We start from the raw sequence: 22070 nt of genomic DNA on the forward strand, positions 1-22070 counted from the left end.
TCCTGGTTTCTAGCGAGGGGAGTCTGGCACCCGCTCCAGGCCAAAGACCTCCACCTCTACCCCCGGGGAGTAGTGCGCCAGGAGCGGCGGCGTCTCTAGCGGAAAGCCTGCGGCGTGGGTGAGGTTCTGGCTAAGCTCGGCGTAGACCGCGGGCTGGAACTGGTAGGGTGGGTGGGCGACCCGGCCGGAGTAGAGGGTGCTGCCCGCGATACTAAAGAGCAGGTAGCGCTCCACGAGAAAGTGCTCCAGGGTCTGGGGGGCGGCGGGAGCGAGCACGGTGCCGGGCTCGGGGGCGTAGCGCAGGCGGCAGTGGGCGGGGCGGGGTGGGTGAGTGAGGCGCTCCGTGGCGTAGTGAATCTGGGAACCGTCGTGCTGGAGGCGCATCTTGGCCCAGTGGTAGGGGAGCTTGAAGAGCCCACGCGCCAGCTCGACCGCGATCGGGTTGGCGGCCTCCAGGCTAAAAAAATAGACTCCTGCGCGCCCCGCGTTGTCCCGAACATAGACTCGGACATTGGTCTCGTGAAAGTGCGAGAGCCAGGGAACGGGGGGCGACCAGACGGGCCGGACATTGCGCATGGTAAAGGGCACCAGCCCGAGATAGGTCTTGCCCGCAAAGGTATCGACTGTCAGGCCTGGGGGAAGGCGAGCCTGCACCGCATCGGGGGAGACCTCCCAGTGGAGAAACAGTAGCTCGCGCCACTCCTGGCGCATCACGACTCTTGACATGCAACTTAGCATACCGTTTCTCTGTCTATGAGGGTAGGATAACAACCACTATGCCGGATAGCGACAACATTCTCTCCCTTGCTAAAATGCTGGGCAACCAGGCCAAGAAAAAGGTCAAGGAAGCCCTCGGTACCGAGGAAGAAGACAAAAAGCGGGGCCCGACCCCGTGGCCCCCGATGAGGAACGAAGATATGAGCTACATGGAGCCCGACTGGGATGAGCTAGACCGCAAGGCCAATGCCATTGTCATCACGTACACCACTGTCTCTGCGGCGGCGACCGTCCTGCCGCTCGTCGATGTTGCCGTGGTGACCGCGACCTTCTCGAAGATGGCCACGGAGCTTGCGGGAGTCTACCAGGTGCTGGTCTCGGCCAAGCGGGCGCGACAGATGGGCTGGGCGATCGCCTCCACGACCGGCGCGGTGCTGGGGGCGACCTACGGCGCGGCGTACGCGGCCAGCAAGATCGCCAAGTTTATTCCGGGAGCCGGGTACTTGGTCTCGGTCGCCATTCAGGCACCCCTGACCGCCGCCGTGGCCTGGGCCGCCGGCGACTCGCTCAAGAACTATTTCAAGGCCTGCCGCCAGGGGCGCGACCCGGGGATCGAGGCGCTGAAAGAGTCGTTTACCAACACGCTCCACCTCAAGCTCAAGACCGTCAAGCTGCCGGGCGGAAAAGACGCCGAGGTGGCGGAGCCTGCCGCGGGCAAGACCGCAGCCAAGGCCGCGAGCGCCAGCGCCGACGAGCCACGGGACAATGTCTCGGAGACAGTCGAGAAGCTGGCGATGATGCACGAGCTGCTCAAGCAGGGAGCGATCTCGCAGGCGGAGTATGACAAGAAGCGCGCCGAGCTCCTCAGCAGAATCTAAAGTAGAGAAGAGAGATCACACGGAGGCTCTCGCGGCTAGGCCGCGAGGGCCTCTTTTGCTTCTGGTAGCTCTTGCACCTGCGGGTTGAGCCGCGCCAGCAGGGCGGGCACCTCGTGGGCGGGAACCGCCGGGGAGACGAGGAAGCCCTGGATACGATCACAGCCCAGCTCCGCGAGGAGGCGGCGCTGCTCCTCGTACTCCACCCCCTCGGCCACGACCTCAAGGTTCAGGGCGTGGGAGAGCTCGATAATGGCGCGGATGATCGCCTGGGTCTGGGGGGCGTTGAGCATATCTACCAGGAAGGTCGCATCGATCTTGAGGCAGTCCAGCGGCAGGTCCCGCAAGTACGAGAGCGACGAGTACCCGGTGCCGAAGTCGTCCACGGCGAGGCGGGTGCCCAGGTGGTGGAGGCCGTCGAGGGTGCGCAGGGCCACGGCCTTGCGGTCCAAAAGGGCAGACTCGGTGATCTCGACCTCTAGCTGGTGTGCGGGCAGGCCGGTCGCCTCCAGGGTCTGCTCCACACGCCGCAGGAACCACGGCTGGGTCAGCTGGAGAGTCGAGACATTGACCGCCACAATCGGGCAGAAGCCGAACTCACGGAGCCAGGTGGCCGCTTGCTCACAGACATTCTGCAGGATCCAAGAGCCCAGCGGCTCGATCAGGCCACACTCCTCCGCGACCGCGATAAAGCGTGCCGGGCTGATCGGGGACTCGTCCTTGGGCCGGTTCCAGCGCAGGAGCGCCTCCATGTAGTCCACGGCCCCGGTCTTTGGGTTGGTCTGCGGCTGGTAGTGCATCTCAAACTCCCCCAGCTCCAGAGCGCGGCGCAGGCAACGCTCTTGCCGGAGCCGCTCTTGCGCATCGTTGTTCATGGCGTGGGTGAAGTAGCGGAAGGTGTTGCCCACCTTCTTGGCCTGGTACATCGCGACATCCGCGTGCCGGATGAGCGTCTCCGCATCTGCGCCATCGTCGGGGTAGGTGCTGATCCCAATGCTTGTCGAGACAAAGAGCTCCTGGCCTTGAATTGTCACGGGCCGTGCCACCGCTGCGAGCAGGCGTCGCACCAGCACCTCGATCTCCTCGCGGGAGTGGATGGGATTGAGCAGGATCGTGAACTCATCGCCGCCCATGCGCCCGATCACATCGTTGCCGCGGAGCGTGTCCCGCAGGCGCTGGGCGACAATCCGCAGGAGCGAGTCGCCGGTCTCATGGCCCAGGGAGTCGTTGATGCGCTTGAAGCCATCGAGGTCCAGAAAGAGAGTGGCGAGGAGCTGGCCATCCGGGAGAGTGGTGATCGCATCGCGGACCTGCTCCTGGAAGTAGCTCCGGTTGGAGAGCTCGGTAAGAATATCGTGGCGGGTGCGCCAGAGGACACGCTCCTCGCTGACAATCTGGGGGCTGACATCGCGGCTGGAGCAGAGGTAGCGTGCCGGAGCCCAGCTGTCTTCCAGGCGACGTACTCGTGTCTCCAGCCAGATCCACTCGCCCTGCCGGGTACTGTGCCGCCAGCGAACCGTGGTCTCTCCGCGACGTTTGAGCGACTTGAGTGCCTGAAGTGCTTTTTTCTGATCGTCGGGGTGCATCTTCTGAAAGGCGGAGCGCCCGATCAGCTGGCGCGTCGGAAAGCCTGTCAGGCGCTTGAGCGCGGGAGTGGCAAAGAGCGTGTTGAGGTGGGCATCGTGGAGGCTGACGACATCATCCAGGAGCTCCATCATCTGGCCGTACTTCTGCGGGTCGGGGAGGAAGGCTCTCTCCGCGCTCAGCGGGGTGATGTCCTGGGCACTCAGGTGAAAGCGCGCGACCTCGTCGCTTGCGGAGAGCAGAGGGACAACCGTCGCTGTGAGAAGAACCGCCGGCTGGCTATGGTACTGGAGCTTGAGAAAACCCTGCCAGTGCTGGCTCTCTTGGGCCTGCTTGAGGACATCCAGGTGGCTCAGAGGAGCGGTCTCCGTCGGGGTATCGAGCTCCTCCAGTGTCGTGGCCCAGAGCATCTGTGCCAGTTCCGTGGTGAGAACAAGGCGCTCCGTGGTGGGATTGAGGTAGACCAGGCGTCCCAGCGGATCGAGGAGGCACGAGATGTCCGGGCTTTTCTGCGAAGCGGCCGCAAGCCAGAGCATCCATTCCGACGTTTCCTGAGTCATTCTAGAGATATTATGGTTTTTCCAACAGGAATGTTTATCCCAGGAGCTGGTGGAGCAGGAAGTGGGCGGCGGGCTCGCTGAGCTGGTCGTGGAGCAGGGGAGGGGCATGGTCGGGGAGGCAGAAATAGGCGTCCATAGGGGGCGTCTCCCCCGGAGTGGCATCGAGCGCGGACTCGGTCGGGATGAAGGTGGGGAGGCTCTGGATCATCGCCCCCGCGATCCCGAGGGGAAGCGAGGTGGCGAAACCGGCGAGCCCGGAGAGGAGCGAGCCAGGCTGAAGATCGGCGGGGCGCGCCTGGACAAAGTCGCTCCGAAAGGGCTGCCAGAGCCGCAGGAGGGCTCCCGCCGTGTGGGTTCCCTGACGGGCACCGTTGCTCAGGGCGGCGGTGTGGCACCAGCGTGGCCAGGGGGGGAGGGCGAGAGGGCGCCAGGGGCGCGTGACAATCTCCTCGGGCCAGGCTGCCAGTCCGCGCTTGCCCCAGCGGATCTGGGAGGCGTAGTCGCGCAGGATCCGCTGTGCGATCGGGCTCTCGAGAGGGCGGAGCATCGCGGGGCCTCCGTAGCGGCGGATCAGCGCCTGGAGCTCGGGGTTTAGGTTCGCGCCGCGGTGCGGGGTGTCAAACGTCAGGAGGGAACGAACGGGGAGCGAGCGGTCCGCCAGAGCCACCCGCCCGATCAGTCCGCCCGTGCTGACCCCCACCACGGAGATCGGCTGCCGTGCGTGTGTCGCCAGGGCACGAATCGCCTCAACGGCACGCGGGGCGAGCTGCTCGGGGGCGAGGTGGGTATTAGGAAACCGCAGGACCGCCACACTCCCGCCCAGCGCCCGGAGCAAGTCGGTGGCGGGGGCCATGAGCTGCAGGAGCTGGGTCGCGGTGAAGGCATTGGACGCATCGAAGCCCATGAGCACCAGCGCGGCCGGGCCCGTCTGCCCCCGTGTGGGCCCCCAGAGTGGTGTCCCCTCCGCGAGCTGCTGGTCCGCCGGCTCAAAGACCGTCAGGGTAGCGTCGCTCTGGCGCACGGCGAGCAGCTCGGGCTCCGCGGGGGTGAGACTCGCACGCCAGTCTCCCTCGAAGTCAAAGCCTAGCGCGACCCGTAGCCTGCCTTGTGTATCGGTGACCCCGCGCCGCTCCAGGCGGTCGAAGCAAGGGAGCGTCGAGCCATCGGGGAGCTGTCGCCAGCCGGAGAGCTGGAGCCGAACCTTGAGCGAGCGGTGGGCGAGCGGGCGGCCCTGGCGGTCCTGGACCGCGACTGTTACGGCATCCATCCCAAGGTCAAGCGCGCCCCGTCGCGCTCCAGCCGTGCGGTGGCGTAGGCCTGGGGGGTGAGGGTCGTGGCGACAAAGAGAGTCACGCGGTTGAGGTCTGCGGGGCCGGGCTGGGTCGTGTCCCGGCGGCGCACGCGCTGCGCCTCCAGCGCCAGAGAGAGCCGCTCCTGGACACGGTAGTCCGTGCGGGCAAAGAGCTGGAAGGCATTGGACCCGATGGGGCTCCCTAGCAGTGAGTCTCCCCGGCTCCACTCGTTGGGCAGGACATCGCTGCGGTAGGTGCGTCGGTTGGTATCGACTGCCTCTACGCGCCAGGCCAGCGGTCCGTGTCCGCCCGCTGCGCCTAGCAGCAGCCCGGAGCGCTGGGGCGTGGTCTCCTTACCACCGAGAAACGCGGGGGCCTTGATGTCATCGAGGAGGTACTCGCCGTAGAAGCGCACTCCTGTGCCCCGCTGGTAGCCGACGGTGAGATCGGCCATGTAGTTGAGCCACGCGGAGTTTTTATAGGCGGCGGAGCGGGGCAGGCCCAGCCAGCGCCCGCTTCCGATCGCGCTCCAGTCGTGCTCGTAGACATACCACGGGAGGGCGGCGGCGAGTGCGGGGTCGGGGAGGCGCAGGGCCTTGATCGCCTCGCCCGCAGAGAGCTCCCAGGGGCCGGTGCTCTGGAGGGTCAGCCGCCGCCCCGCGAGGTGGCGTCGCGTGCCGCTGGCCGTGTCCTGTGGCGCGGTGGGGTCGTTGGGCTCGAAGAACTGGCCGTAGAACTGCTCGAGGCGAAACTTGCCCAGCTGCTTGCTCACGCTGACTCGGTCCAGGGGCGGGGCGCTGTCGGAGAAGAGCATCCCCCCGCTCCAGCCCGGCCCCCAGCGCAGCGGCATGCGCCCTGCGGAGAGCTCCCAGCCCCGCCACTGCGTGCTTAGCTCTGCCGCGGTGACCCCGGCGCGGGTGGCCTGAAGCTGCCAGCCCGGCGCGGCGATCAGGGCACGTGGGGCGTTGCCGACCACAAGAAAGCTCTCTACCCCCCCTGCCCCCGTCCGACGGGGGGGAGAGAAGGAATTGGATTCTGCTTTGTCCCCCCGTTGGACGGGGGTTAGGGGGGCTGAAATTTGTGCTAGCTCGCGGCGGGTGAAGAGGCGGTCGCCGCGCAGGAAGTCCACGGGCTGCCAGCCGGGGAGCAGGCCCGCGCGTGCAGCGGCGGCGAGCCGGGCGTAGATAGGATCGCGGGGGGAGACAAGCTCCTGGGTGAGCGCGGGAGGCGTCTCCATACTCATCGGCGGATCGGGGTTCCTCCGGCAAAGACCGGCTCGGCGTAGGGAACATCGCCGCGTGCGACCTTGAGGATCTCGTCGCGGAGGGTATCGCGCTCGCCCTCGCTAGCGAGCCGGATCAGGCGGTCCACGGCGGGAAGGAGCAGCGGCGAGGGCGGCTCGCTCTCACTGACCGAGATCTTGGCGTGGGCCGTGGGGCGGCGTGCCTCGCTGGCGTAGAGCAGCTCCTCGTTGAGTTTCTCGCCGGGGCGCATCCCGGTGAACTCGATCTTGATGTCGAGGTCGGGGCGCAGGCCGGAGAGGCGAATCAGGTCGCGGGCGAGGTCGAGGATGCGCACGGGCTCGCCCATGTCCAGCAGGAAGGTCTCACCATGCTTGCCCATCGCGCCGGCCTGGAGGATGAGCTGGACCGCCTCGGGGATGGTCATGAAGTAGCGGGTCATCTGCGGATCGGTGACCGTCACCGGGCCGCCACGGGCGATCTGCTTCTGCATCGTCGGGACAACCGAGCCGCGGGAGCCCAGGACATTGCCAAAGCGCACGACCGCAAACTCGGTGCCGGGGTACTGGCGTGAGAGGCTGGAGACAATCTGCTCGCCGATTCGCTTGGTGGCCCCCATGACGCTCTCAGGGTTGACCGCTTTGTCGGTGGAGACATAGACCAGCTTGCGCACCCCGCACCCCGCGGCGATCTCGGCGACATTGCGGGTGCCCAGCACGTTGTTGCTCACGACCTCGCTGGGGTTGGCCTCCATCAGGGGGACATGCTTGTGGGCCGCCGCATGGAAGACCACTGTGGGGCGCTCGGTGAGGAAGACCTCCTCCATGCGGTTGCGGTCCTTCACATCGGCGATAATGGCGGTGGGGGCGATCCCAAACTCACGGATGAGCTCTTGCTGGATCTCGAAGATGGAGTTCTCTCCCCGTCCCAGGAGCAAGAGGCGCGCGGGGTTGAGCGCAGCGATCTGGCGGCAGAGCTCGCTGCCGATGCTGCCGCCGGCCCCGGTGACCAGGACACGCTGGCCGCTGAGGTAGCCCGAGAGCTCGGCCATGTCGGTCTGGACCGGGTCACGGTGGAGGAGGTCCTCGATCTTGATGGCGCGGATGGAGGTCAGGCGGGAGATGCCCGCGGCGCTGCTGCTCTCGATCAGGTCGGGGATGCCTGGAACCAGGCAGAGGCGCGCCGGCACGGACTCGCAGCGGGAGACAATATCACGCAAGGTCTTGCCGTCGGTGCGGGGGCTGGCGATCAGGATCACCTCGACCCCGATCTTCTGGGTGAGCGCGGCGATATCGTGGGTGGTCCCCAGCACGGGAAGCCCATGGATGCGCCCCCCCCGCCGCTTGGGCTCGTCATCGACAAACCCCACCGGGACAATCCCCTGCGCCGGGCTGCGCAAGAGCTCCCGCGCGACCGCCTCGCCCGCATCGCCCGCTCCGACAATCAGGGCGCGCTGGCGCGGCTGAGTGGTCACCTCCAGGCTCCTATCCGACCAGAGGCGGTAGGCGATCCGGACACCCGAGAGCAGGCAGATTGTCAGTACCCAGTCGATGATCTGCATGCTCCACGAGTACGCCGATGCCTGCCCAAAGCCCCAGAGCTTCAGGCTGACGGCGAAGATCGCGCTGGAGAGTGTGGTCGCCCCCGCGACTGTCTTCAGGTCGTGCACCGACATGTAGCGCCAGCGGATACGGTAGAGACGAAGCATCCCAAAGGCTAAAACCCGCAAGATTACCAGGACGGGGAGCGTGACCAGAACAATCCGCAGGTGCCCATCGCTGGGACTAAGCGCGGGAGGGCCGTACTTGAGCAGAAAAGACACTAGATTGGCCACGCTCACCAAGGCGGCGTCGATCAGTATCTGCCCGACAATCCGTCGGCTAATGGGAGGCAAAGGCATAAGGTTTTAAGGTGAAATTCTGCGTCATTCTACCACTAATGTCACAACCACCGATACTCTTGCGTTGTCTGTGAGTGTGATGAAACAAATGATTCTTGCTCTGAGCTGCCTGGCACTGACCACACCGGGATGGGCTCAAGAAGGAACCGAGCGGGAAGGGCACAAGATTCTTCTCCCACAGATCCAGCAGGTGACTCTCCAGGGGCTCTATGGGGAGAACAGGCTGGTGCAGGCTGCGGGAAATCCCTTGGTGGGGTTTACCTACAGCAAGTTCCAGACAGGCGATGTCTTTATTGGAAGAGACGATGACAACAAGACATTCCCCGTGACTAGCCTGCACTTGCCAAACTTTGGCTGGTTTGTGGACATCTTGACGGGGAGCCGCGCCGACACGACTCTGGCAAGTATTGGGCTGGGCGGAGCGGTTCGGCTGACATCCACGCACCTCCAGGACGGTGTGGTTGCCAAGAAGGGCTGGTACTACGGCATGGGAGGTGGTCTCTATGCCACTCGGGTTGTGGGAGCAAGGCACACGACAAATGCAGGGATAGGGTTTCGGCTCTTTGCGGGCAAAGACTCCTCCGATGGCCGTCTGCTTGAGGTGGGCTACAGCTACCGACCAGGAACCCAAGGGATCCATCCTAGTGGGCTGACACTGGGGTTGGGGCGACGATTTTAGCGATTCATGCAGGAATGAACCCTGGCGTTGCCGAATCGTCTACGTGAACAAGATCAAACACAACTGTTTGGGAGGTTTTTCATCGTGATTCGTTTTACTACTCGCGCCGCACTGAGCGGTGTCGCCCTGGCCCTCATGGTCAGTGGTGCGCAAGCCCGTCCCCCGTTCGCCGAAAAAGAAGGCAAGAAGTGTAACTACTGCCACGCACCGGCACCGCCCAAGCTAGGCTACCGTGCGCTCTACTACAAGATGCACAACCTGACCTTCGAGGGCTTTGACGATGCCGCCGAGGCGAAGAAGGCCGGTGTCGAGGTTGGCCCCGACCCCGAGCCCAAGCCCAAGAGCTGGACCGCTCCCAAGGCTGCGGAGGGCGAGAAGCCCGCTTCCAAGGCACCCGAGGCCCCCAAAGGCCCCAGCGTTGCTGACCTAAAGAAGAAGTCCGATGCCGCCTCCGCCGCGCTCGCCAAGAAGCCCAAGGACGCCAAGCTCAAGGCTGCCGCTGCCCAAGCGATGGCAGAGTATGGTCATGGCCAGATGCTCGACCAGACCGTCCCGCCCCGCCAGCGCTACCCGCAGGCCCTCGCGACCCTGCGCAAGGCCAAGGCGCTCGATCCGAAGAACAAGGTCGCCCTCGACGATATCAAGGCGATCGAGGATGCCTACACCAGCATGGGAATGCCCATTCCTAAGTAAGGCCTGAGAGGTCAAGCCCCTCCGTCACGGTGTGGCGGAGGGGCTTTCTTTTGTTATGGACGATCTAAACGAGACAGGATTTATTGCCCACTGGCCCGGGGGGGCGGAGGCAACCAATAGCGATGCCTTCGACGAAGACGTGCTCGAAGCGGGCGTGCCCGCTCTGGTGGAGTTCTGGGCCGCCCGTTGTAGCGCGTGTCGCCGGCTTGCGCCTGAGCTAGAAGCGCTGGCACGGGAGCAGCAAGGACTGGTGCGGGTCTTTACCCTCAATGTCGATGAGGAGCTGCCCGCGGCGGTGCGCTTTGAGGTGCTGGCGATCCCCGCGCTCTTGCTCTTTGTGGGTGGTCAGGAAGTGGCGCGCTGGGTGGGGACGGTCTCGGTCGCGGAGGTTCGGAGCCAGCTCAAGACACTTTCCCAGCTCTCGGTGAGGCCTTTGTAGGCACGCGCTTCAGGAGACATGCTCTCCAGTGCGGCAAGGAGCGGCGCGACGGGCACGCTCTTGGCATCGTAGAGGTGTAGCCGGATCAGAAACGCGACCGCATCGAGCTCGGGGAGGGGCAGGAGCACCTGGCGCTCTACCCGAAGCCAGAGGTGCTCGCCATCAAAGGGGGACTTGCCGTGGCGCGGGTGGCAGTCCAAGCGGTTGTCGAATGCGAGCCCCCAGGTGAAGCGCACAAACGGCCCACGGGTCACCATCAGCTCCACCAGCGACCCCGCCGCGCTCCGTGTTCTCTCTGTCCCTGGCACTGGCGCATGGGTCGCGGCGTAGCCTAGACCCAGCTTCTCCTCGGGAGCCCAATGGCTGGGCGCACAGATATGCAGTGCCGCGTTCCAGTCGCCGCGCGTGGGGGTGCGCCTGACAATCGCAATGTCCTCACAGACCTGCTGGCAGAGCGTGTTGAAGTCGGAGAAGGTAAACGTGCGCTCCGGCCACTCGGTCGCTAGGCGCTCGCCCAGCGCCGCCACCACGGGCGCTTCCAGCTCCGCGAAGCTGTCGGTGAGCGCGACTCGCCCCGCTTTATTGGCTAAGAACTGCGGCGTGTGCTCATCGAACTGAAACGCGACTTGGTCGAGTCGCCCGTTGCCGTAGTCGGTGCCAAGCGGCTTGAGATCGGGCGTCGTGACATAGCGCCCCTTCTCAGGCGGAAAGTAGCGTGGCTGGGGCAAGAGGGGCGTCATATTTTGTGGTATCGTTTCCTGAGAGATATGAACCCTATCGAAGAGACTTTTGTCAAGACATTTATCGCCCGCGACAAGCGAGAGCGCTGGCTGTCCTTTCTTGCCTCGGAGAAGAACCGTCTTAAAGTGCTGGGGCGCCTTGCCCATGTTTTAGAGGACGATCTCGATCCCCGGTTTGTTTTTGACAAAGACTCGCCGCCCGCTGAGATCGCAGCGCAAGCAGGGCAAGCTCTGGCAGAGTGGGCAAAAACGAATCCAAAGCAGCTGTGCCACTTAATTGTTTACGGTGATAAAGATGGTCAGGTGATGAATCTCAGCGCAGCAGAGTCGGATTTTGACCTCACTAACGGGGCGATTATTATCGTCATTCCCAACAAGCTTGCCTACTACCACCCGGAGCGGGATAACCTCAGCCGACAGCCTTTTAAATTGTTGTTTCATCCGTAGCTGTCTTCGCATCTACCACTCGCAAAGCAAACAAGCCACTGCCCAACTTTCCCCTCCCTTATCTGCGATTAAGCTAGCGGAGGGTCTCTATGTCGTTTTCGTCTCGTCTTGCTCTTGCGCTCGTGCTGGTTTGTGGAACGGGGGTCGCCAGCCAGGCGCACACCACGGTCTACACCGCGATTCTCTCGGGGCCGCTGTCATCGCCAGCCAATGCCTCGCCGGGGGTGGGCATTGCGACCGTCACCCTGGACTTGGACCTTGTGACACTGGATGTCGATGTGACGTTCTCGGGGCTACAGGGAACGGTCGTCTCGGCGCAGATTCATGCGGCGACAGCAGCTCCGTTTGCGGGAACTGCGATTGAGGCGATTCCCTTCACGGGCTTTCCGACGGGGGGGAAGAGTGGCAGCTACACCCATAACTTCGACCTGACCGATGGCGGATCGTACACGGCGGGCTATCTTGCGGCCAATGACCTAGGCAACATCCCCTCCACCATTGTCTCCGACTCGCTCAATGCGCTGGACCTCGCCATGGACGGTGGCAGGGCCTACGTCAATATCTACACCTCTGCGTTTCCGGGCGGCGAGATCCGTGGCTTCCTGGTTCCCGCCGCCGATGCGCCCGAGCCTACCCCGCTGCTCCTGATGGGGCTGGGCGGGCTGGCGCTGGTACGGCGGCGGCGGCGGCACACAGGGGCGTAGGTATCTCAAAGGGACTCCTGCGTCTGACGCATGGCGGGGAGTCTCGGGCCTACCTATACTGAGCCCTGTGAATCCACAAGAAAATCGGCGCACCTACACCAATCCCGTCTGGGCGGAAGACGCCCCCGACCCCTTTGTTCTGAGTGCGCACGGCAAGTTCTGGGCCTACGCCACCGAGACCGCCAAGCACGGCAATGGCTTTCAAGTGCTGGAGTCGGCGGACCTGGTGCACTGGGTCCATCGGGGGACCTGCTTCACCCCGCCGTGGAGCAAGTCGCAGCTCTGGGCACCGGAGGTGATCGAGCGCGATGGCCTGCTCTGGATGACCTACTCGGCGCAGAACCCCAAGACCGGCAAGCGCGAGATCGGGATCGCCACGAGCAAGTCGCCCACGGGGCCCTTTGAGCACAAGGCCATTTTGGTGGTGCCCGATGCGAACCAAAAGCTTGGGGTGATCGACACGACCGTCTTTGTGGAGAGCGATGGCACGGCGTATCTGCTCTACTCCGAGGAAGACCCGCGGCGAATCGTCCTGCGTAAGCTCGCGGCGAACTGGCTCTCGACGGTCGGCCCGACGGTCGAGCTCTTGCGCCCCACGGAGCCCTGGGAGAAAGGGGTCACCGAGGCCCCGACTCTGCTCAAGCGCGACGGTAAGTACCACCTGCTCTACTCGGCCAATGGCTTTGAGACCGGCAAGGGGGACTCGGGCTACTGCGTGGCGCACGCCATGAGCGAGACCCTCGCGGGGCCGTACAAGAAATTCGGGGCGATCCTAGCGCAGGAGCCGGGCCGTGTCTATGGGCCGGGGCACCAGTCTGTCGTGACAATCGGAAAAGACGACTGGCTGCTCTACCACGGCTGGAGTGACCAAGGCGCGCCACGCTACGGCTCCAACCCAACCGGGCGGACGCTGCGGCTGGACCGGCTGGTCTGGCAGGACGGCATGCCGCAGCCGGTTGTCGCCAGCACCACCCCGCAGCCCGCGCCCCATGTCCCCGCCGCCCCACGCGACCCGAGCCAGCCCAGCCACCGCGCCCCGGCGATCCCGCTCATCACCCACGACCCGTACTTCTCGGTCTGGGCCTTTGGTGACAACCTCAACACCGACTGGGCGCGCCACTGGACCGGTGCGGTCAATGCGCTGGTCGGGCTGATCCGGGTGGATGGCACGGCCTATCGCTGGTCCGGGCAGGGGCCGCAGAGTGTCGCACCGTTCCCACAGACCGGCTACACGATCAGTGCCACCCAGACCCGCTTCACCTTCGAGGGCCAAGGCGTCCGGCTTGGCGTCACCTTCACGTCGCCGCTCCTCCCCGATGACCTTGATGTGCTGAGTCGCCCGGCATCGTATATCACCGCCGAGGTGGTCGCCACCGATGGCAAGCCGCATGATGTGGCGCTCTACCTGGATATCACCGGCGAGTGGTGTGTCAACGATGTCGCGCAGCCCGTGGCTGCCACCCGGCGAAAAGTCGGCAATCTCGAGGTGCTGGCGATCGGAACCGCGGAGCAGCCCGTGCTGGGAAAGACCGGCGACAACCTGCGGATCGACTGGGGCTACGCCCAGCTCTCCAGCGAGAGCGCCGAGACCCGGATCGGCACCGACACGCTGGTGCGCGATGGCTTTATCCGCGACGGCAAGCTGCCCAGCGCCGACGACACCCGCTTCCCGCGCCCCGCCCGCGAGGACTGGCCCGTGCTGGCTGCGAGCTTCACGGGGCTCAAGGTCAGTACTCGCCCGGTCACGCGCCGCTGGGTGGTCTCCTACGACGACGAGTTCTCGCTGGAGCATTTAGGCAAGCGTCTGCGTGGCTGGTGGCGGCGCAATGGGGCGGGGATCAACGACCTCGTGCAGGTGGCCCACAAAGACGCCGATAGCCTGATCGCGCGCTGCACGGCCTTTGATAAGAAGATGCTGGCGGAGTGGACCGCGGTCGGGGGGGCGGGCTACGCCCAGCTCCTCGCACTGGCGTGGCGGCAGGCGATCTCCGCCCACAAGCTCGCGGCCGGCACCGATGGCCAGCCGGTGTTCTTCTCCAAGGAGAATTTCTCCAACGGCTGTATCGCGACGGTCGATGTCACCTACCCGTCGGCGCCGCTCTTCCTGCGCTACGCCCCCGCGCTCCTCAAGGCCATGATCGAGCCGCTGGTGGCCTACGCCGAGACGCTGCGCTGGAAGTTCCCCTTCGCCCCCCACGACCTGGGCACCTACCCCAAGGCCAATGGGCAGGTCTACGGCGGCGGGGAGCGCGACGAGCGCGACCAGATGCCGGTGGAGGAGTCGGGAAACCTGCTGCTGCTCACCGCCGCCCTGGCCCGCGCCGAGGGCAGTGTCGGCTTCGCCAAGAAGCACGAGAAGACGCTCTCCACCTGGGCAAAGTATCTCTTAGAAAAGGGCCTCGACCCGGAGAACCAGCTCTGCACCGATGACTTTGCGGGGCACCTGGCGCACAACGCAAACCTCTCGCTCAAGGCGATCCTGGCGATTGGCGCGTGGGGTCAGCTCTGTGAGAGGCTCGGCCGCCCGGACGAGAGCAAACAGTTCCTGAGCGCCGCAAGAGAGATGGCGGGCAAGTGGCTGACCCTGGCCGGCGATGGCGACCACTTCCGCCTGGCGTTTGACCGACCGGGGACCTGGAGCCAGAAGTACAACCTGGTCTGGGACACGCTGCTGGGGCTGAACCTCTTCCCGCCACAGCTCGCCAGGACCGAGCTTGCCTTCTACCAGCGCCGCCAGATGCGCTATGGCCTGCCGCTGGACAACCGGCGCACCTACGCCAAGCTGGACTGGACGGTCTGGACCGCCACTCTCGCGGGGAGCCGCCCGGAGTTCGAGGCGCTTGTCAAGCCGCTCCTGCTCTGGGTGGAAGAGACCCCCACCCGCGTCCCCCTCACCGACTGGTACGAGACCACCGACGGCAAGCAAGTGGGCTTCCAAGCCCGCTCCGTGGTCGGAGGACTCTATCTGCCTGTGCTTAAGGCGCACTGGAAGCGGTAGAATATCGCCCCCTAGCGTGGACGGTAAACGTCCCGCTATGGGGCGGACAAGCCGCCGCGCTCCGCGACCAACTCTGCATCGGCGTATAATGGATTTAGGGTGAAGGTAGCAAAGAAAATCGATCAAGAAGCGGCGATTGCTCTCTTTTTGGAGCGTGCTCGGGAGTGGAAAGCACAGGCGCTGACAGGGCGACAGGTGGTTCCCGAGCTCGTGGCGTTCTACGCCGATTTCTGGATCGCTGGCACGGATCGGGTGGAGGAGGGGGATCGGCTACTTTTCCAGTGGGGCAATAGTCGGCAGCTGCTGCTCGACGAACCCACGGACCTACGTGGGAGGGGGGGAGCCCTGACACAGGATCAGTACACCACCGAGGAGCTGCCGTACTTAAACTTTACACGTCAGATTGTTCCTGCCGAGAGTGACGATGTAGCACTTCAGCTCAGCCTGACCCTGAGCTACGAGCTTCCCCCTCTGCCCGTGCGAGGGAGGCACTTATGGATTCCCGGCCTGGAAGAGATTGATCTTCTCGTGGGGGACTATCTCCTGGTTCCTGAGATCGCTGACCTGCTGGAGAGAGTGCCGTCGTCTACCGTCGCTCTGGTACACGGAGCCGGTTAGTGCGCGGTATGATGATCCAGAAACCACGCCTACCGCTGAAGCGCAGGAGCTGGTAGACGAAACATCGGGGTAAAGGAGGCGGAGCGGATGAAACTTGATTACATGGGGATGGAATTTCTCAAGATAGCAGCATTTCTCTTTGCGGCTCGCTACGTTGCGGCGGCTCTGTTTATGGGACCAGGTTTGAAGAACTGGGATAGTAGCTTATTTGAGGCATCGTATCGGTATGTCGGAAATGAGCTGACAGTTCTTGCGGGTGTGTGTGCCGTGCTGGGAGTCGCGTTTCTGATCCGAGCCTCCGGAAAAAGCGCCTCGTAGCAGGCTTTCAACCCGGACTCGTCATGAAACCGCTCCCCTGCGAATGCTCGCTTGGCGGGGGGGGCACCGCTGCCCCGCAGACCGCGACGACGAAGGGATTCTCGCTCTCAAGCAGCGTCTGCACATGCCCTACTGAAGCTCTTTAGTACCTCTTCCAGGTGGCGCGATACAGAGAAAAATGGAGACCGATTTATTGCTATGTCCTACCACTTGAGCAAACCTATCGTCATTGCTGACTACGACCCGCAGTGGCCGCTTTTGTATGAACAAGAGCGCCAACAGCTTACCACCCACCTCGCGCCCATCCTCCAGCAAATCGAGCACATCGGAAGCACCTCCGTCCCGGGGCTGGGGGCGAAACCGATTATTGACATCTCTGTCTCCGTACTTGCCTTAAGTGATGTCGATGATTTTGTGCCGGCTCTCGCCCGCTTGGGTTACGAGGATGCCAATATTAACCCCATCTTTCAGCGACGGCTCTTCTGCAAGGGGCCCTACAACGAGGGGACACACCACCTGCACTTTACCGTGCATGGCTCGACGACCTGGAAGGAACCCATTCTCCTGCGTGACTACCTGCGTGTGCACCCGGATGAAGCGGCCCACTACCAGGAAGTCAAGCGTATGTCGGCAGCCAAGCACCAGAGTGATCTCAACGGCTACCACGAAGAAAAGTCCGGGTGCGTGCAGGCACTCCTGGAAAAAGCCCACGCGTGGGGTGAATTTAATCTTGGACGGTGAACGTCCTGCTCTGGGGCAGTACCCAGAGGGTGCCCACCGCCGCGCCTGCGGCGTAGTTCTACCGACGAGGCACGAGGAGGCGGCCGAAGGCCCCATAGCCGGATGATTTCCATCCTGGCTTGCCGCGAACCCGTGCAGGGAATCCGGGTATCATCCCCGCATGACAGCAGAGATTATTTCCTTCGGCACCGAGCTTCTCCTCGGGCAGATCGTGGACACCGACGCGGCGTATCTGGCGCAGAAGCTCTCGCAGTGCGGGGTGAGCGTCTACAACCGGGCGACCGTGGGGGATAACCTGGAGCGGGCGATTGCGGCGCTGACGCTGGCGCTCTCTCGGTCGGATATCGTGTTCTGTATCGGGGGGCTGGGGCCGACGGGCGACGATCTCACCCGCGCGACAATTGCGGCGGCGCTGGATGCCCCGCTGGTGCGCGACCCGGCGCTCGTGGCGCACCTGACGGCGTGGTTTGAGAAGCGCGGCTACACTACCAACGATGCGATCTTCTTGCAGGCCGATGTCCCCACCGGCGGCAAGCCCATCCCCAACGCCAACGGCACCGCGCCGGGGCTGTGGGTGGAGAAAGACGGCAAGACCGTGGTCGCGCTGCCGGGGCCGCCCAATGAGTTCGTCCCGATGGTGGACACCGAGCTTCTCCCCCGCTTGTGGGGGCCGGGGGGCCAGGCGAGTGGGAGCGTGATTCGCTCACGGACCCTGCGCATTGTTGGTATGGGCGAGTCCGTCGCCGAGGAGAAGACCGCCGACCTCATGGCCGGAGCCAACCCCAGTGTCGCGCCCTACGCCAAGCCCGCCGAGGTACATCTACGCGTCACCGCAAAAGCCGCGAGTGCCGAAGACGCCGAGGCGCTGATCGCGCCAGTCGTGAGCGAGATCAAGGCGCGGCTGGGGAGCGTCGTCTACGGCGAGGACGACCAGACTTTAGAGGAAGTGGTTGTCCGGCTCTTGGAGGCGCAGGGCAAGACCGTCGCCACCGCCGAGAGCTGCACGGGTGGCTGGCTGGCGCAGCGCATTACCGCGATCTCGGGCTCGTCGAGTGTCTTTCACACCGGCGTGGTCACCTACGCCAACGAGACCAAGATCGGGCTCTTGGGCATTCCACGGGCGCTGATCGGAGCCGTGGGCGCGGTCTCCCCGGAGGTCGCGCGCGCCATGGCCGAGCGGGTGCGCGAGCTGGGGCAGGCGGACTTTGGAATCGGCATCACCGGGATCGCCGGGCCGGGGGGCGGCAGCGACGAGAAACCCGTCGGCTTGGTCTATATCGCGGTGGCCGGCCCCGCCGGCACCGAGCTCACGAAAAACATCTTCCCCGGCCAGCGCGCCGATGTGCGCTGGCGCGCCACCCAGACCGCCTTGGACATGCTCCGCAAGCAGCTCATCGGATAAAATACGACCATGAGTGCCAATCCTACCCCTTTTCGCTGGAGTGTCGAAGCCTACGAGCGTGTCGTCGCGCTGGGCGGCTTTGCACCTGAGCAGCGCATCGAACTCATTGATGGAGAGCTGGTAGAAATTATGCCCCAGAAGCCACGTCATTCTAGTACGATTGAACTTGTCGAAGAAGCCTGTCGAGCCATTGCACCTGAGGGCTATCGCGTTCGTGTGCAGCTTCCGCTGAAGTTCACTACCAGCGTCCCTGAGCCTGATGTTGCGGTTGTCCAAGGCCAACTGCGCTCCTTTGTGAACTCCCATCCAGCCACTGCCGTTCTCGTTGTCGAGGTCTCAGACACCACGTTGGAGTACGATCAAGTCGTTAAAGCCCCGATCTACGCGGCGGCAGGGATAGAAGATTACTGGATTATCAATATCAATGAGCGCACGGTCGAGGTTCGCCGTCAGCCTGGCCCTAGCGGATACCGTAGCCTGCAAACCTACACCGAGACCGACACTGTCGCGCCGCTCTTCACTACCGTCCCCATCTCGGTTGCCGAGCTTCTACCCTAACGATACAGTTTCGCTTCCTGCGTCCTCGGGATGCTCCCTGCAATGCAGCCGGGGATTTTCAATCCCCGGCTGAAAATTCTTTTTATTTTTCTTTCCGCCTTGCCCCCTTTCCCGTGAGTTTGTGAAAAGATAGGGTATAGTAGAACAGTAGTTTGCCATGCGTTTATTTCTCGCCATAGAGCTCGAACCCCACCTCGCCGATGCACTGAGTAGCCTCCAGGCACGCCTTCAGGAGCGTGCGCCGGACGCCAAGGTTCGCTGGGTCGAGCCGGAGAACTTCCACCTCACGGTTCAGTTTCTGGGCGAGGTCGCCGAGTCAACGCTACCGGGCGTGATCGAGGCCTGTGAGTTTCTCGTGCCACCCCGCGCCGACTTCCGGGTGGGGCTGACGGGAGCGAGTTACTTCCCGAAAAAAGGTCCCCTCAAGACCTTGTGGGTCGGGCTCAGTGAGGGCTCCGAGGAGTGGAAGCTCTTGGTGGAGTCCGTGGAGCCGTGGATGACCCCGCTGGGGGCACCCAAGCACGGGGGGCTCGTGCCGCATATCACCTTGGGGCGGGTCAAGGAAGAGAGCGAGTCCTTGCGCTCGGCGCTGGCGGCGGAGGCACTGACGGAGTGTGGCGTGCAGTGGGCACGCCGCCTCACCCTGATTGAGAGTTTCTTGGGGCCGGAGGGAGCGACGTACGACACGCGTGGCACCTGGAGCTTCAAGCCCAATTTCTGACAAAAAATAAAATCCGTGGGATTTTGTCAGAATCGCGGTCTCTGGACCGTTTTAACCGTAGGAAGCCCCCGTGGATAGCGGGGCAACGGTGAGGAGTTTGTTATGGATAAGGAAAAGGCGCTCGATATTGCCCTTGCGCAGATCGAGAAACAGTTTGGTAAGGGGACCATTGTCCGCCTGGGTGAGAAGACAATCGAGCCGATCGAGTCGATTCCGACCGGCGCACTGGCCCTCGATCTCGCACTCGGGGTCGGAGGCGTGCCCAAGGGCCGCATCACCGAGATCTACGGCGCGGAGTCGTCGGGTAAGACCACCGTGGCGGCGCATATTGTCGCTCAGGCGCAGAAGCAGGGTGGGATCTGTGCCTATGTCGATGTTGAGCACGCGGTCGATCCGATCTACTTCAAGGCGCTTGGGGTGAACTTGGACACGCTCCTGATCTCCCAGCCCAGTACGGGAGAAGAGGCGCTTGAGATTGTCGATGCGCTGGTGCGCTCCAATGCGGTCGCGCTGGTGGTGCTGGACTCTGTCGCCGCGCTCGTGCCCAAGGCCGAGATTGAGGGCGATATGGGCGATAGCCATGTCGGTATCCAGGCCCGTCTGATGAGCCAGGCCCTGCGCAAGATCACCGGCTCGCTGAGCAAGACCAACACCGCCGCCATCTTTATCAACCAGCTCCGTGAGAAGATCGGGGTGATGTTTGGCAACCCGGAGACCCAGCCGGGTGGCCGTGCCCTGAAGTTCTACTCGTCGGTGCGCCTCGATGTGCGCCGTGTCGAGACCCTCAAGATCGGCACGGACATGGTGGGGATTCGCACCCGTGTGAAGGTTGTAAAGAACAAAGTCGCCCCGCCCTTCAAGCAGGCGGAGTTCGACATCATGTTCGGAACCGGAATCTCCCGCGCGGGCTCGATCATCGATATCGGCACCGAGCTCAACGTGGTCACCAAGTCCGGTGCGTTCTACTCCTACAAGGGGGAGCGAATCGGGCAGGGGCGTGAGAACGCCAAGAAGTACCTGGAAGAGCACCCGGAGATGATGGATGCGATCGAGGCGGAGATCAAGAACTCTGGAGTCGCCGACGATGCCCTCTCCCTGGGAGCAACCGGGGGAGCCGAGGCAGCCGAGGAATAAATCCGACGCGATTGGGTACGATAGGGGCATGCTGAAAACGCTTGCCCCTTTTGTTTTGTTGGACGTGGCTGCTGTGCAGGCAGTGTTTGCATTGTCGACGCCCTTGCCCCTGATTCAAGGTTGGCAGTCTGAGCCAACTGGCTTACCCGCGTTCGCCCAGCTTGCGTGGCATGACGGGCGGGTGTGGGCGCTGGGGACGCTGACCGATGCGGATGTCTTCAACGATGCGACCGAGGACAACCAGAACACGTGGGAAATGGGCGATGTCTTTGAGGTGTTTGTGCGGCGCTCGGACAGCGATGCCTATACCGAGGCGCATGTGACACCGAATGGGGTTCGCTTGCACCTGAGGTTCCCGGATCGGGCGACCATTGCGCTGGCGCGTGGTGGCCAGCTCGACGGGGACACGCTCAAGCACGATCCAAGTGAGATTATCGCTCGGGCGTGGCGCACGGATGAGGGATGGGTGGGGCTTTTGGGCGTGCCGGTGGACGCGGCTCCCGGTGACAAAATCCGGGTGAGCGTCTGCCGCTACGACGCTCACCGTGACGCGGAACCCGATGTCGCCTCGACCTCGAACCACGCCGAGTGCGACTTTCACCGCCCCGACGACTGGCCCGAATACACGATTCCTGGTTAAGCGGGCCGGTTGGCCTCGACGATCTGGGCGTTGAAGATGCCGTGCGTGCTGGCGACCGTCACGTTGTTACCGACCACACAGTTCTCTAGATACGTACCCGCCTTCACGATGGCACCGTCCCAGAGAACAGAGTTCTTCACCACCGCACCCGCTTCGATGATGGCGTTCTTGCCGACCACGGTGTAGTCTGAGATCGTGCCCTCGACCTGTGCGCCCTCGCAGACAAAGCTGTTCTCGCCGACACGTGTGCCAGTAGGGAAGACGACCTTCACCTTACCGTCGAGACAGTCGCGCTGGGCCTTTCGGTAGATCGTCAGGTTGCCCACATCCTCCCAGTACGCATCGGTGGGCACGGCGAGCAGCGGCTCCCCGGCGGCGAGGAGGGCGGGCAGGACATCCTTGCCAAAGCCATAGAAGGTCGCGGCGGGGATGGTGTCGAAGACCGTCTGCTTGAAGAGGTAGACACCCGTGTTGGCGAGGTTGGAGAACGCTGTGCCCGGAGCGGGCTTCTCCTGGAAACGGGTGATAAAGCCGTTATCATCGGTGACCGCGATGCCAAACTGCGACGGGTCCTCGACACGCTTGGCCCCGATGGTCGCGGTGGCGTTCTTGGCCTTGTGCTCCGCGATAATCGCCCCAAAGTCCATGTCCGAGAGATCGTCACCGCCGACCACCATGAACGTGTCGTCGTCGGAGTCCCGGAAAAAGGCCTCGCAGCGCTTCACGCCACCCGCATCTCCCCAGAGCTCGTCTTCCACGGAGTAGGTCACGTGGACGCCGTAGGCAGAGCCATCCCCAATTGTCGCCATGAGCTTCTCGCCCAGGTACTGCACATTGATCATGATCTCTGTTACCCCGTAGTGCTTCAGGTGATCCAGGATATGCCCAATAACGGGCTTTCCAACAACAGGGACGGCGGGTTTGGGGAGGGAACGGGTGAGAGGATCGAGCCGCGAACCGATCCCTGCACCTAAGACCATTGCTTTCATCGTTCTGGATTATAGGTCAGATTTAGTTACTTCCGCATTAGTAATCTAGCCTATATTTGGGAACGGGCAAGGGAGACGCG

22 protein-coding genes are annotated in these 22070 nt (G+C 63.6%); 15 read left to right on the forward strand and 7 right to left on the reverse strand.

Annotated features, from left to right (window positions below; genetic code table 11):
- Positions 1-9 precede the first annotated feature (9 nt).
- A complete protein-coding gene (locus tag HNQ39_RS04550) occupies positions 10-726 on the reverse strand; it encodes a YqjF family protein (RefSeq protein WP_221289804.1) in 717 nt (238 codons plus the stop codon).
- 50 nt (positions 727-776) lie between these two features.
- On the opposite strand from HNQ39_RS04550, the gene HNQ39_RS04555 reads away from it, so the two are divergent.
- Positions 777-1595 (forward strand): DUF697 domain-containing protein, encoded by an 819-nt coding sequence (locus HNQ39_RS04555; protein ID WP_184192762.1) that lies wholly within the window; start codon positions 777-779, stop codon positions 1593-1595.
- A gap of 35 nt (positions 1596-1630) precedes the next feature.
- Here HNQ39_RS04555 and HNQ39_RS04560 read toward each other — a convergent pair whose 3' ends face one another.
- From HNQ39_RS04560 to HNQ39_RS04575, 4 genes are read right to left on the reverse strand one after another with little or no spacing between them, the layout of a single operon-like run.
- Positions 1631-3736: a putative bifunctional diguanylate cyclase/phosphodiesterase gene (locus HNQ39_RS04560; RefSeq protein WP_184192763.1), complete on the reverse strand. Its 2106-nt coding sequence runs from the start codon at positions 3734-3736 to the stop codon at positions 1631-1633.
- 34 nt (positions 3737-3770) lie between these two features.
- The gene (locus HNQ39_RS04565) at positions 3771-5003 is read right to left on the reverse strand and encodes an esterase/lipase family protein (RefSeq protein ID WP_184192764.1); all 1233 of its coding nucleotides are present in this window, start codon (positions 5001-5003) and stop codon (positions 3771-3773) included.
- Complete coding sequence (locus HNQ39_RS04570) at positions 4991-6271, reverse strand: capsule assembly Wzi family protein (protein WP_184192765.1); 1281 nt, start codon at positions 6269-6271, stop codon at positions 4991-4993. The genes HNQ39_RS04565 and HNQ39_RS04570 overlap by 13 nt, the downstream gene beginning before the upstream one ends.
- The gene (locus tag HNQ39_RS04575) at positions 6268-8163 is read right to left on the reverse strand and encodes a polysaccharide biosynthesis protein (RefSeq protein WP_184192766.1); all 1896 of its coding nucleotides are present in this window, start codon (positions 8161-8163) and stop codon (positions 6268-6270) included. The genes HNQ39_RS04570 and HNQ39_RS04575 overlap by 4 nt, the downstream gene beginning before the upstream one ends.
- 85 nt (positions 8164-8248) lie before the next feature.
- On the opposite strand from HNQ39_RS04575, the gene HNQ39_RS04580 reads away from it, so the two are divergent.
- The 3 genes from HNQ39_RS04580 to HNQ39_RS04590 all read left to right on the forward strand — a co-directional run bounded on the left by HNQ39_RS04580 (position 8249) and on the right by HNQ39_RS04590 (position 9980).
- Complete coding sequence (locus tag HNQ39_RS04580; RefSeq protein WP_184192767.1) at positions 8249-8848, forward strand: hypothetical protein; 600 nt, start codon at positions 8249-8251, stop codon at positions 8846-8848.
- Positions 8849-8932: 84 nt separating this feature from the next.
- Positions 8933-9541: a hypothetical protein gene (locus HNQ39_RS04585; protein WP_184192768.1), complete on the forward strand. Its 609-nt coding sequence runs from the start codon at positions 8933-8935 to the stop codon at positions 9539-9541.
- A gap of 55 nt (positions 9542-9596) precedes the next feature.
- The gene (locus tag HNQ39_RS04590) at positions 9597-9980 is read left to right on the forward strand and encodes a thioredoxin family protein (RefSeq protein WP_184192769.1); all 384 of its coding nucleotides are present in this window, start codon (positions 9597-9599) and stop codon (positions 9978-9980) included.
- On the opposite strand, the gene HNQ39_RS04595 is transcribed toward HNQ39_RS04590, so the two are convergent.
- Complete coding sequence (locus HNQ39_RS04595; protein ID WP_184192770.1) at positions 9887-10720, reverse strand: heme-dependent oxidative N-demethylase subunit alpha family protein; 834 nt, start codon at positions 10718-10720, stop codon at positions 9887-9889. The genes HNQ39_RS04590 and HNQ39_RS04595 overlap by 94 nt on opposite strands.
- 27 nt (positions 10721-10747) lie before the next feature.
- Here HNQ39_RS04595 and HNQ39_RS04600 point away from each other — a divergent pair, with 27 nt between their 5' ends.
- The 11 genes from HNQ39_RS04600 (at position 10748) to HNQ39_RS04650 (ending at position 21001) form a co-directional block, all read left to right on the forward strand.
- Positions 10748-11167, forward strand: coding sequence for a hypothetical protein (locus HNQ39_RS04600; RefSeq protein WP_184192771.1), 420 nt, complete (start codon positions 10748-10750; stop codon positions 11165-11167).
- A gap of 89 nt (positions 11168-11256) precedes the next feature.
- Positions 11257-11871: a CHRD domain-containing protein gene (locus tag HNQ39_RS04605; RefSeq protein ID WP_184192772.1), complete on the forward strand. Its 615-nt coding sequence runs from the start codon at positions 11257-11259 to the stop codon at positions 11869-11871.
- 67 nt (positions 11872-11938) lie between these two features.
- Positions 11939-14869, forward strand: a complete 2931-nt coding sequence (locus HNQ39_RS04610) for a glutaminase domain-containing protein (protein WP_184192773.1) — start codon at positions 11939-11941, stop codon at positions 14867-14869.
- A 99-nt stretch (positions 14870-14968) separates the two neighbouring features.
- Positions 14969-15487, forward strand: a complete 519-nt coding sequence (locus HNQ39_RS04615) for a hypothetical protein (protein ID WP_184192774.1) — start codon at positions 14969-14971, stop codon at positions 15485-15487.
- Between the two features lie 87 nt (positions 15488-15574).
- Entirely contained in the window at positions 15575-15805 is a 231-nt protein-coding gene (locus HNQ39_RS04620; protein WP_184192775.1) for a hypothetical protein, read from the forward strand.
- Between the two features lie 198 nt (positions 15806-16003).
- On the forward strand, positions 16004-16546 hold the full coding sequence (locus tag HNQ39_RS04625; protein ID WP_184192776.1) for a GrpB family protein: 543 nt from the start codon (positions 16004-16006) through the stop codon (positions 16544-16546).
- 160 nt (positions 16547-16706) lie between these two features.
- Entirely contained in the window at positions 16707-17948 is a 1242-nt protein-coding gene (locus HNQ39_RS04630; protein WP_184192777.1) for a competence/damage-inducible protein A, read from the forward strand.
- Between the two features lie 9 nt (positions 17949-17957).
- Positions 17958-18506, forward strand: a complete 549-nt coding sequence (locus HNQ39_RS04635) for a Uma2 family endonuclease (protein ID WP_184192778.1) — start codon at positions 17958-17960, stop codon at positions 18504-18506.
- A 157-nt stretch (positions 18507-18663) separates the two neighbouring features.
- On the forward strand, positions 18664-19227 hold the full coding sequence (gene thpR, locus HNQ39_RS04640; protein ID WP_184192779.1) for an RNA 2',3'-cyclic phosphodiesterase: 564 nt from the start codon (positions 18664-18666) through the stop codon (positions 19225-19227).
- Positions 19228-19329: 102 nt separating this feature from the next.
- Positions 19330-20361, forward strand: a complete 1032-nt coding sequence (gene recA / locus HNQ39_RS04645) for a recombinase RecA (RefSeq protein WP_184192780.1) — start codon at positions 19330-19332, stop codon at positions 20359-20361.
- 103 nt (positions 20362-20464) lie between these two features.
- Positions 20465-21001 (forward strand): DOMON domain-containing protein, encoded by a 537-nt coding sequence (locus tag HNQ39_RS04650; protein ID WP_184192781.1) that lies wholly within the window; start codon positions 20465-20467, stop codon positions 20999-21001.
- On the opposite strand, the gene HNQ39_RS04655 is transcribed toward HNQ39_RS04650, so the two are convergent.
- Entirely contained in the window at positions 20998-21990 is a 993-nt protein-coding gene (locus tag HNQ39_RS04655) for a nucleotidyltransferase family protein (RefSeq protein ID WP_184192782.1), read from the reverse strand. The genes HNQ39_RS04650 and HNQ39_RS04655 overlap by 4 nt on opposite strands.
- Positions 21991-22070: the final 80 nt, after the last annotated feature.

This window comes from Armatimonas rosea, assembly GCF_014202505.1.
Classification (GTDB): domain Bacteria; phylum Armatimonadota; class Armatimonadia; order Armatimonadales; family Armatimonadaceae; genus Armatimonas; species Armatimonas rosea.